Origin of the sequence: Paraburkholderia terricola, from assembly GCF_900142195.1 — a bacterium.
Taxonomy (GTDB): domain Bacteria; phylum Pseudomonadota; class Gammaproteobacteria; order Burkholderiales; family Burkholderiaceae; genus Paraburkholderia; species Paraburkholderia terricola.
In genome coordinates, this window is record NZ_FRAB01000030.1 from 80,321 (window position 1) to 87,683 (window position 7,363).

The following is a 7,363-nucleotide window of genomic DNA, read 5'->3' on the forward strand; positions in this document are numbered from 1 at the left end:
TAACGGTAGCGAGCGCAGCGGTTTTCCCCAGAGGCAAGGCCGCCGCGTGTCGCGTGGGCATTGAAGTGCCTAACGTTGGCTAACGTTGCAGTCCCGGCGCCGCAATTGGGTGCGGCGCCGGCCGCCTGGCCTAAAGCCCCGACTTACGCTTGTCCACTACCCGGCGGGCCTTTCCCACCGACCGCTCTATCCCGTTCACCGCCAGCACATTCACCACGGCGCTTACGCCGATCAGCGCCTTGATGTCGTACGCCAGCGCCTGCTTTGCCGTGTTCAACGCGACGGTATCTGGCGCCGTCTCCGCGCAGGGCTCCACGTTTAACGTCAGCACGTCGAGCGGACCTTCCTTGGTGAGCACGATCTGGTAGTGCGGCGCGAGAGCGTGCTGCTTGAGCAGCAATTCCTCGATCTGTGTCGGGAACACGTTCACGCCGCGCACGATCATCATGTCGTCCGAGCGCCCGGTGATTTTTTCCATTCGACGCATGGTGCGGGCGCTGCCCGGCAGGAGGCGCGTGAGATCGCGAGTCCGGTAGCGAATGATCGGCAGCGCTTCCTTGGTCAACGACGTGAACACCAGTTCGCCGAGTTCGCCGTCCGGCAACACCTGGCCGGTTTCAGGGTCGATGATCTCGGGATAGAAATGGTCTTCCCAGATGGTCGGGCCGTCTTTCGTTTCCACACACTCCGACGCCACGCCGGGCCCCATCACTTCGGATAAGCCGTAGATATCGACAGCGTCGATGCCCATGCGCTTTTCGATCGCATGGCGCATGTCGTTGGTCCACGGTTCCGCGCCGAAGATGCCGAGACGCAGCGAGCAAGTCGCCGGATCGATGCCTTGCCGCTCGAGCTCGTCGGCAATCGAAAGCATGTAGCTCGGCGTGACCATGATGATGTCGGGCCGAAAATCCTGAATCAGCTGCACCTGCTTTTCGGTCTGGCCGCCGCCGAACGGGATGACGGTGAGCCCTGCGCGCTCCGCGCCGTAGTGCGCGCCGAGGCCGCCCGTGAAGAGACCGTAGCCGTAGCTCACGTGAACCTTGTCGCCGCGCTTCGCGCCGGCGGCGCGGATCGAACGCGCGACGAGATTCGCCCACGTATCGATATCGCGCGCCGTGTAGCCGACCACGGTCGGCTTGCCGGTCGTACCGGACGACGCGTGGATTCGTGAGATCTGTTCCTGCGGCACCGCGAACATGCCGAACGGGTAGTTGTCGCGCAGATCCTTCTTCGTGGTGAAGGGAAAGCGCGCCAGGTCCGCAAGCGTTTTCACCTCGCTTGGGTGAACGCCGGCTTCATCAAATTTGCGCTGATACACCGGCGAATTTTCATACGCATGATTCAGCGACCATTTGAGCCGTTCGAGTTGAAGCGCGGCAAGTTCGTCGCGGCTGGCGGTCTCGATCGGATCGAGCGGAAGGGCGGTAGTCATCGAATGTCTCCTTGCTGCCTCAATGCTTGAGTCGTCTGGTGTGCGGCGCGCTCGCGCAAAAAACCGGGGACTGTCTGCTATTTATGGACGTGGTGCCAATGAGCCGGCGCGGTGCCGCGCAATCTCTTGTGGATTTGCTGCGGGGCGGCCGGGTGGTTGGCGTACGGTTGCCTCCTGATTGCCGCGCCCTCGGCCGATTAATCGCCCGTGGGAATCAGCTTGCCTTTTATTTGCGCGGACTTACCGCGGAACATTGCGACGGTTTCCTCCGCGCGGTTCGTGACGCGAATATCGTAGATGCCGGTTCGGCCGCTCAGCGTTTGCTCGATGGCCTCCGCTATCAGCACGTCGCCGCCTTCAACCGGCCGTAAAAACTCGATCGAGCAGCCGGATGCGACCGTGTTGATGTTGTACGTGTTGCAGGCAAACGCGAACGCCGAATCGGCGAGCGTGAAAATCAGGCCACCGTGGCAAATCTGATGGCCGTTCAGAAAATCGTCGCGCACGACCATGCGCAGACGCGCATAGCCTTGGCGCACCTCGACGATCTCGAGGCCGAGCGCCCGGCTGCATGCGTCGTTCTCGTACATGGCGGCGGCGGTTGCGCGGGCGAGTTCATCCGGCGTCGTCTGCTCGGGACGGTTTGGTTGCGTGGACATGTCAGCGGCCCTCGAAACGCGGCGCGCGTTTTTCGACGAAGGCTTGCACGCCTTCCGCGTAATCGTGGGACGCCCCGAGTTGGCGTTGCAAATCGCGCTCCAGATCGAGTTGCTGATCGAGCGTTTGCGTCGCGCCGGCGCGCATCGCCTGTTTGATCGCGGCAATCGCGCGCGTTGGTTGCTGTGCGAGTGTTGCGGCGAGTTGCGCCGCGCTGGAGGCGAGCTCCGCGTCGTCGACGGCTTGCCAGATCAAGCCCCAACTTTCGGCTTTCTCCGCGCCCAGTTTGTCGCCGGTGACGGCGAGCCCCAAGGCTCGCGCCATGCCGATGCGTTGCGGTAGAAACCAGGTGCCGCCGGAGTCCGGCACGAGGCCGATCTTCACGAAAGCCTGAATGAAGCTTGCGGAGCGGGCCGCGAGCACAAGGTCGCAAGCCAGCGCGAGGTTGGCGCCGGCGCCGGCAGCCGTGCCGTTGACTGCCGCGATCACTGGCAGCGGCAGCGCTTGCAGGCGGCGAATCAACGGATTGAAATATTCATCGATCAGTGCCCCCAGATCGGTCATCGCGCCGGGCGTGAAGTCGAGGTCCGCCAGGTCCTGGCCCGCGCAGAAGCCGCGTCCCGCGCCGGTCAGGACGAGGGCGCGCGCGCCGGAGGCTTCGACCTCGTCGAGTGCCGCGCTCAGTTCCTGATGCATTGCGCGCGTGAAGCTATTGAGCTTGTCCGGGCGGTTTAGCGTGATGGTCGCAACATGGCTGGATGCGTCGATGTGCACGCGGATCGCTTCATACGACATTGGGTGTCTCCTCTCAAAGTGTCTTTGATCGATGGGCGCTGCGGTGCCGCCGTCAGAGCCGCTCGATCACCAACGCAATGCCTTGGCCCACGCCGATACACATCGTGCAAAGTGCAAAGCGGCCATTGCTTCGTTCGAGTTGATACAGCGCGGTCGTGATCAGACGCGCGCCCGATGCGCCAAGCGGGTGGCCAAGCGCAATCGCTCCGCCGTTCGGATTGACGCGCGGATCGTCATCGCGCAGACCGAGCGTGCGGAGAACGGCTAGGCCCTGTGATGCGAAGGCCTCATTGAGTTCGATCACGTCGAACTGGTCGAGCGTCATGCCGAGTTGCCTGATGAGCTTTTGTGTAGCCGGCGCGGGCCCGATACCCATGACGCGTGGCTCGACGCCCGCCGTTGCCATGCCCACCACGCGGGCGCGGCGACGCAGGCCGTATTGATCGGCAGCTTGCTGGTTCGCGAGCAGCAGTGCGCATGCGCCGTCGTTCACGCCTGACGCATTGCCGGCGGTCACGCTACCGTCCGGACGAACCACGCCCTTGAGCTTGCCCAGGCTTTCGAGCGAAGTTTCCCGTGGATGTTCGTCGAGCGTCACGCGCACGGGATCGCCTTTCTTCTGTGCAATTTCAACGCCGACGATTTCCTGAGCCAACGTGCCGTCGCGCTGCGCGCGGGCCGCCTTTTGCTGGCTTGCGAGGGCAAACGCGTCCTGGTCCGCGCGGCTGATACCGAATTCGACAGCGACGTTCTCCGCGGTTTCAGGCATCGAGTCCACGCCGTACTGGCGTTTCATCAGCGGATTGATGAAGCGCCAGCCGATGGTGGTGTCGTGGATCCCGGCTTGCCGCGAAAACGCGCTGGCGGCCTTGCCCATGACGAACGGCGCGCGCGTCATGCTTTCGACGCCGCCGGCGATCATCAGACGCGCCTCGCCCGCCTTGATCGCGCGAGCGGCGGTGCCGACCGCATCCATGCCCGAGCCGCACAGGCGATTGATGGTTGCGCCGGGCGCCTCAGTGGGCAAACCGGCCAGCAACGCAGACATGCGCGCGACGTTGCGGTTGTCTTCGCCGGCCTGATTGGCGCAACCGTAGATCACGTCGTCGAGCGTTCGCCAGTCGACGCCCGGATTGCGCTCGATCAGCGCCTTGATCGGCACCGCGCCGAGGTCGTCGGCGCGGACATCCTTCAGGGCGCCGCCGTAGCGGCCGATTGGGGTGCGAATCGCGTCGCAAATGAAAGCGTCGTTCATATGGGTTCCTGCCGAAAGGAATCGGCGCGAGATGCCGATTCGATGTCTCATGTTAGTTGGGGCGTACAGCGCGGTCCATTCGGCCAAACGGCATAAGACGAACGCTGTGCTTCCGTCTTATGTCGTTCAGCCAGCTACCGCCGGCGCTGCTTTGGGTTCAACATGAACGCGGCTTTGAACCACGCGGAAGCGGTTGGCGACGAAGGCGGCGTCGGTCAGCGCGGCATTGGCCGCCGGGTTTGCGCCGGTGCCGTGGAAGTCGGAAAAGGCCGCCGACTGGTTGACGAATACGCCGCCCGTCAGATTGATAGACAGTGCGACGCCGCCGCGGATCGATGCCTCGTGAGCAGCTTCGAGCACGGCTTCGTCGGTGCTATAGACCGACAGTGTCAGCGCGCCGTGCTCGGCGGCGATTGCGCCGGCCAGTTCGAGAGATTGTGCGGTCGAATCCGTGGCGATCACGAACGAAATCGGGCCGAACCATTCCTTCGTGAAGCTGGCGTGATCATGGGCGGCATCCAGTTGCAGCAAGAGCGGGGTACGCACGCGCGCGCCGGCAAAAGTCGGATGTTCGAGCGCTTGGCTTTCGACCAGAACGCGGCCGAGCTGGTCCGCTTCCTCGATGCGCCGGATGACGCCGTCGTTTTGAATCGCCCCAAGCAGGTCGACTGCGCGGGCCGGGTCGGCCACCAGTTTTTGCACCGCGCCGGCAATGGCCTGCGCGACCTCGTCGAAGCTCAGCGTGCCATCAGCGGCGCGAATGCCGCCGCGCGGCACATAGATGTTTTGCGGCGCCGTGCACATCTGGCCCGAATACAACGCAAGTGAGAAGGCGATGTTGCGGGCAACGGCTTTGATGTCGTCGACCGAATCGATCACGATCTGGTTGACGCCGGCTTTCTCGGTATAGACCTGCGCCTGGTGCGCATGGCGCTCGAGCCACGTGCCGTTCTGCGTGCTACCCGTGAAGTCGATGAGCTTGATTTCCGGACGCACGGCCAGATCCTGGACAAGCGCACCGTCGTTCGGCTCGGTGGCCAGCAACGTGACGACGTTCGGATCGAAACCGGCTTCGCGCAACACGTCACGCGCGATTCGTACGGTCAGCGCGAGAGGCAGGATCGCGCCGGGGTGCGGCTTGACGATGACCGTGTTGCCGGTGGCGAGATCGGCGAAAAGGCCCGGATAGCCGTTCCATGTCGGGAACGTGCAGCAGCCGAGTACCAGCCCCGTGCCGCGCGGTACGACGGTGTAACGCTTGTGCATGGAGAGCGGCGGGTTCTTGCCTTGCGGTTTTTCCCAGTGGGCGTCGGCCGGAATACTGCGTAGTTGGTCCCACGCATACACGACCGCCTCAAGCGCGCGGTCTTGCGCGTGCGGGCCGCCGGCCTGAAAGGCCATCATGAATGCCTGCCCGGTTGTGTGCATCACGCTATAGCCGATTTCAAAGCTGGAGCGATTCACGCGCGCCAGAATTTCCAGGCATACGCCGACCCATGCCTGCGGACCGGCTCCACGCCAGTCGCGCTGCGCCTCGGCGGCTGCGGCAATGAGTGCGTCGGGATCCGCCTTCGGATAGCGCACGCCGAGCGGAAACCCGAACGGCGAGACCTCCGCGCCGACGGTTTCTCCGGTGGACGGTTGGTCCAGTTCGAAGACTTTGTTCAGATGTGCTTTGAAGGCGGCTTCGCCGTCCGCATTAGCTGTTTCCCCGTACACTTTCGGACTGGGCATCTCGACGAACGGACTCCAGTAGCCACGCGTCTCGATGGCGGTGAGGGCCTTTTGCAACGTGTCTTCGTGCTTCGCGAATAGGGGGTGTGTCATGGCAGAGGGGCTTGGCTGTGCGTTGAGAAAACCCTGTCGAATAATTGACCGACCGGTTGGTTTGTGAATGGTAGCATTACTGGAACGACGGCGCGAAGCGTTTTCGCGCGGGAACTAATCGATTAGGAGGCGGGCATGGCTTACGAAAATATTCTGGTTGAGGCGCGAGGGCGGGTCGGTTTGGTCACGTTGAATCGTCCGAATGCGCTGAACGCCTTGAACGATGCGCTGATGGACGAGTTGGGAAAGGCACTGCGCGAGTTCGATGGTGATGACGCCATCGGTGCGATCGTGATTACCGGCAGCGAGAAGGCGTTCGCGGCGGGCGCCGACATCGGCATGATGTCGACCTATACGTATATGGACGTCTATAAAGGCGACTACATCACGCGCAACTGGGAAGCGGTGCGCTCCATCCGCAAGCCGATCATTGCAGCGGTGTCAGGCTTCGCCCTCGGCGGTGGCTGCGAATTGGCGATGATGTGCGACATCATTTTCGCCGCCGATACAGCAAAGTTCGGTCAACCGGAAATCAAGCTCGGCATCATGCCGGGTGCCGGCGGCACGCAGCGGCTACCGCGCGCCGTCTCAAAGGCGAAGGCAATGGACCTCTGCCTGACCGCGCGTTTTATGGATGCCGCGGAAGCCGAACGTGCCGGACTCGTTTCGCGCGTCATTCCTGCCGCATCTCTGATCGAGGAGTCCATCGCCGCGGCTGCGACCATCGCTGAATTTCCGCTGCCGGCAGTGATGATGGTGAAGGAGTCGGTCAACCGCGCATATGAAACGACGCTTGCAGAAGGCGTGCATTTTGAGCGCCGCCTATTCCATTCGCTCTTCGCGACGGAAGACCAGAAGGAAGGGATGGCCGCTTTCGTGGAGAAGCGCAAACCGGTTTTCAAACATCGTTAATACGTTTGTCAAAATAACGCTTGCAAGGCCCGTTCGGGGTCGCTAGAATCTCGCTCTTTCGTGCCCCGGACAGCGGGGCGCGGGAAGCGGGAGAGCCAGCAATGGCGGGGGTTTGCGGCGGGTCGGACGGGTTAGAAAGTTGGAAAAACCTGTTGACGGCGTGACGGAAGTTCTCCATAATCTCGTTTCTCTGCTGCAGATGCAGCGACGCAGAACGAAGCGGTGCCGGGTGGTTGAAGTGGGCGTCGTGACGGTGGTGAATGCGTAACCGATCTTTAAAAACTAACAGCCGATAAGTGTGGGCGCTTGATGCGCGGCGCGCGGTGGATTCTTCGGGGTCTGCCGGAAGCGAAAGTATCAAGTCTCACACAGTAATGAAAGGAAGGTTTTCCTGTTGAAAGACAGGATGATCATTCGTCAGTACGTTGAGTGAGCGACCGGTTGGTAAAACAACCGAAAAACAGTAACAGGCATTGAACTGA

At 62.4% G+C, this 7,363-nt stretch carries 6 protein-coding genes; 1 reads left to right on the plus strand and 5 read right to left on the minus strand.

What is annotated here, in order from left to right; translation table 11 throughout:
• Positions 1 to 130 precede the first annotated feature (130 nt).
• From paaK to paaN, 5 genes are all read right to left on the minus strand, one after another.
• Positions 131 to 1,435 carry a phenylacetate--CoA ligase PaaK gene (gene paaK, locus BUE39_RS23015; RefSeq protein ID WP_073431017.1) on the minus strand — a complete coding sequence of 435 codons (1,305 nt, stop codon included), beginning with the start codon at positions 1,433 to 1,435 and terminating at the stop codon, positions 131 to 133.
• A gap of 197 nt (positions 1,436 to 1,632) precedes the next feature.
• Positions 1,633 to 2,094, minus strand: a complete 462-nt coding sequence (gene paaI / locus BUE39_RS23020) for a hydroxyphenylacetyl-CoA thioesterase PaaI (protein ID WP_073431018.1) — start codon at positions 2,092 to 2,094, stop codon at positions 1,633 to 1,635.
• A 1-nt stretch (position 2,095) separates the two neighbouring features.
• Complete coding sequence (paaG, locus tag BUE39_RS23025; protein WP_073431019.1) at positions 2,096 to 2,887, minus strand: 2-(1,2-epoxy-1,2-dihydrophenyl)acetyl-CoA isomerase PaaG; 792 nt, start codon at positions 2,885 to 2,887, stop codon at positions 2,096 to 2,098.
• Positions 2,888 to 2,939: 52 nt separating this feature from the next.
• Positions 2,940 to 4,142 carry a 3-oxoadipyl-CoA thiolase gene (pcaF, locus tag BUE39_RS23030; protein WP_073431020.1) on the minus strand — a complete coding sequence of 401 codons (1,203 nt, stop codon included), beginning with the start codon at positions 4,140 to 4,142 and terminating at the stop codon, positions 2,940 to 2,942.
• 126 nt (positions 4,143 to 4,268) lie between these two features.
• Entirely contained in the window at positions 4,269 to 5,969 is a 1,701-nt protein-coding gene (gene paaN, locus BUE39_RS23035; RefSeq protein ID WP_073431021.1) for a phenylacetic acid degradation protein PaaN, read from the minus strand.
• A gap of 135 nt (positions 5,970 to 6,104) precedes the next feature.
• Here paaN and BUE39_RS23040 point away from each other — a divergent pair, with 135 nt between their 5' ends.
• On the plus strand, positions 6,105 to 6,881 hold the full coding sequence (locus BUE39_RS23040) for an enoyl-CoA hydratase (protein WP_073431022.1): 777 nt from the start codon (positions 6,105 to 6,107) through the stop codon (positions 6,879 to 6,881).
• Positions 6,882 to 7,363: the final 482 nt, after the last annotated feature.

Coding starts and splice junctions, on each gene's coding strand:
- paaK (WP_073431017.1), bottom strand. CDS start 1,435: ATGACTACCGCCCTTCCGCTCGATCCGATCGAGACCGCCAGCCGCGAC.
- paaI (WP_073431018.1), bottom strand. CDS start 2,094: ATGTCCACGCAACCAAACCGTCCCGAGCAGACGACGCCGGATGAACTC.
- paaG (WP_073431019.1), bottom strand. CDS start 2,887: ATGTCGTATGAAGCGATCCGCGTGCACATCGACGCATCCAGCCATGTT.
- pcaF (WP_073431020.1), bottom strand. CDS start 4,142: ATGAACGACGCTTTCATTTGCGACGCGATTCGCACCCCAATCGGCCGC.
- paaN (WP_073431021.1), bottom strand. CDS start 5,969: ATGACACACCCCCTATTCGCGAAGCACGAAGACACGTTGCAAAAGGCC.
- BUE39_RS23040 (WP_073431022.1), top strand. CDS start 6,105: ATGGCTTACGAAAATATTCTGGTTGAGGCGCGAGGGCGGGTCGGTTTG.